Raw genomic sequence first — 2,777 nt, forward strand, 5'->3', positions numbered from 1 at the left:
CGAGAGCGAGCCCCGCCCAGTGCAAGTGGGCGGGGCTCGTCTGCATTCTCGCTCACGTGGTGGTCTCAGCCGGCGGCCGGCTGGACCAGGTTGCCGGGGTCGGTGTTCGCACCGCACAGCACCACGGCCACCTTCTCGCCATTGCCGGGCCGGTAGCCGCGGCTCGGCTCGGTAGGCCGCGGCGGCAGGTCCCGGTCCGGGAGGTGGGCCGGCGCCGCGGTCAGAGCGGCCAAGGCCGCCGCTGCCCCATGTTCCACGGCCACCCTGCGGTGGTCCCACAGCGCCTGACGGGCGCGGACGATCTCGAAGTCCGGCACAAGCACGGAGTGCACGCCGTCCTGCTGGGCGGCAGCGAGAGCCATGGCGGACGTGCGACGCGCGCCGAGGGAGTCGGCGGCGATCGAGTCGACCGGGACGTCGACCGGGCGGCCGGCTTCGAGAGCAGCGTTCAGCGCTCGGCAGTTCTCCGGCTCGACGGCGACGACGCGCACGCCGTGGTGCTGGGCGGCGGTGGCGACGCCGGCGAACAGGCCGCCACCGCCGACCGCGACCACCACGGTGTCCAGGCCCGGGACCTGAGCCCGGATCTCCTGAAGCAAAGTTCCCGCGCCGGCGGCGATCAGCGGGTGGTCGTAGGCGTGTGAGGCGAGGGCGCCGGTCGCGGCCGCGAAGTCCTCGCAGGCGGCCAGGGCCTCGGCGTACTCCGCACCGACCAGGCGCACGTCCGCGCCCAAGCCGCGGAGCTTGGCGACCTTGACCGCCGGTGCGGTGGTCGGCAGGAACACCGTGGCGGTGACGCCCTCCTGCTGGGCGGCCCAGGCGCAGGCGAGCCCGGCGTTGCCGCCGGAGGCGATGGTCACCCCGGTATCCGGGAGGGTTCCGGCATCGCGGTGGGCCTGGATGAAGTTCTGGGCGCCGCGGGCCTTGAACGACCCGGTGTGCTGCATGTACTCCAGCGCCAGCCAGACCTCGCAGGGCTCTTCCGGGCGGTCGTCCAGCGGATCGCGGTGGGCGGTACGGATCGCCCCGGGGTCGACCGGGGCGAGGGTGACGGGGCGGATCCGTCCGGTGATCCGGTCGGTGGCGGCCTTGATATCGCCGTACGTGAGCTGGTGCACTTCGGTGGCTCCTTGGCTGCGCGGTGGTCAGGACCAGGCGATGAGCTGGCCGGTGGTGGTCAGGGCGAGGAAGAACGCGAAGGCGATCCGCCGCCCGCCGGGGTTGGGCTCGACGGCGTGGAAGTTGGCCGGGTTGAACAGCAGTGCGTCGCCGCGCTCCGGGGCCAGGCTGACCCGCTGGCAGTCCTCGACGGCCTCGGGCCGGTAGCCGTACGCCTGGCGGTACTGCTCGTCGGCCGGCTCCCAGCGGTGGCGCCACACGGTGGTCGCCCCGCCTGCGTCCGGAACCGTCACCCAGACGTTGAACGCGAGCTGGGCGACGACCTCTTGGTCGAAGAGCCCGGCGGAGAACTCCCGGGTGATCGAGTCATGGTGGATCAGCGCGCCCGCGTTGATCTCGCGCAGGGTGCCGCCGAAGACCGCCCGGCCGCCGATGGTGGCGGAGGCGACGGCGGCACCCCAGGCGGAGCCGAGCCGGGCCAGCGAGACGGCGATCGGATCCGGGCGCAGCCCGGCCCGCTGCCAGGCCGCCCGGGCGGCCTCCGCGTCGCGCCAGTACCGATCGGTGTCCAGCGCGCCGTCGTGGTCGCGGTAGTCGTTGAGGGCCGGGCCGAACCGCACGATCGGGGTGGGCACCCGGGCCGGGTCGTAGTCGGCGGTGGGCAGCCGGTCCAGCGCGGACAGCGCGCTCGCGCAGGTCGACCGGTCAAGGAAGCCGGGGACGCGGACGGCGGCGAGGGTACCGGCCGCGAGGTTGGCGATGTGCCGGTCGGTGAAGGCCGCTGCGTTCACCGCGGTGAACAGCGGGTCGAGCGCCGTGCTGCGGGGCATGTTCCCTCCGTAAGGAGATCGAAGCCTACCGTGACGATACGATGTACCGTACGCTGACTCACATGCCAAGGCAATCCGCTTCCCTCGACCTCGCGACTCCCGAACACATCGCCCAGACCGCCCTGATGATCGTGGATCAGCAAGGCCCGGACACGCTAAGCTTTCGCACCCTCGCAGCAAAGCTGGGAATCTCCGTCGCCTCGCTCCAGCGCCGCTGCACCGACCTGGCCGGACTGCTGGACCTCGTGACCGACCACCTCGCCACCGAGCTGCCCCAGATCCCGCCCGGCACCAGCTGGGCGAGCGCCACCGAGACCCGATTCACCGCGCTCTACCAGCTGCTGACAGCCCATCCCGGCCTCGTCGCACTGCGCGGCGGACGCCCCTGGCTCGGCCGCCAACTCCTGCAGCGCCTCGTGGAACCGCAGCTCGCCGACTCCCTCGCAGCCGGCATGACACCCGAGGAATCGATCACCTGCTACCGGCGGATGTACCTGCTCACCCTCGGCAGCGCCAGCTTCGTCGACCACCGCGACCCGAAAGCCGCCCAGACCGCCACCCGGACGGCACTGGCCGCGCTCGACCCAGAGGACTTCCCGGTACTGACCCGCCACCAGGCGGCGATCCTGCCAGCCATGGCTGACCACGAGATCTACTACGGCGCGCTCCGCCAACTCGTCCACGCCGCCGACCCCAGCCGCCACACCACAGGGAAGTGAGAACCAGCATGGCACTCGTCGACGCCATTGAGGCCTATGGCCGGGCAGTCGCCGCTGGCGAGACGGACCGTGAGCAGGCTGCCGCCGCGATTGTCGAGGCTGGCCGTGG

At 72.3% G+C, this 2,777-nt stretch carries 3 protein-coding genes; 1 reads left to right on the forward strand and 2 read right to left on the reverse strand.

From position 1 onward, the window contains the following. Positions 1-65 precede the first annotated feature (65 nt). Positions 66-1,118: a threonine/serine dehydratase gene (locus ABD330_RS32115; protein ID WP_344469845.1), complete on the reverse strand. Its 1,053-nt coding sequence runs from the start codon at positions 1,116-1,118 to the stop codon at positions 66-68. Positions 1,119-1,145: 27 nt separating this feature from the next. Then, positions 1,146-1,949, reverse strand: coding sequence for a 2OG-Fe(II)-dependent halogenase WelO5 family protein (locus tag ABD330_RS32120; RefSeq protein ID WP_344469846.1), 804 nt, complete (start codon positions 1,947-1,949; stop codon positions 1,146-1,148). Positions 1,950-2,011: 62 nt separating this feature from the next. Here ABD330_RS32120 and ABD330_RS32125 point away from each other — a divergent pair, with 62 nt between their 5' ends. Continuing rightward, on the forward strand, positions 2,012-2,668 hold the full coding sequence (locus tag ABD330_RS32125) for a TetR/AcrR family transcriptional regulator (protein ID WP_344469847.1): 657 nt from the start codon (positions 2,012-2,014) through the stop codon (positions 2,666-2,668). Positions 2,669-2,777 lie beyond the last annotated feature (109 nt).

This window comes from Kitasatospora kazusensis, assembly GCF_039529945.1.
Taxonomy (GTDB): domain Bacteria; phylum Actinomycetota; class Actinomycetes; order Streptomycetales; family Streptomycetaceae; genus Kitasatospora; species Kitasatospora kazusensis.

Coding starts and splice junctions, on each gene's coding strand:
- ABD330_RS32125 (WP_344469847.1), top strand. CDS start 2,012: ATGCCAAGGCAATCCGCTTCCCTCGACCTCGCGACTCCCGAACACATC.
- ABD330_RS32120 (WP_344469846.1), bottom strand. CDS start 1,949: ATGCCCCGCAGCACGGCGCTCGACCCGCTGTTCACCGCGGTGAACGCA.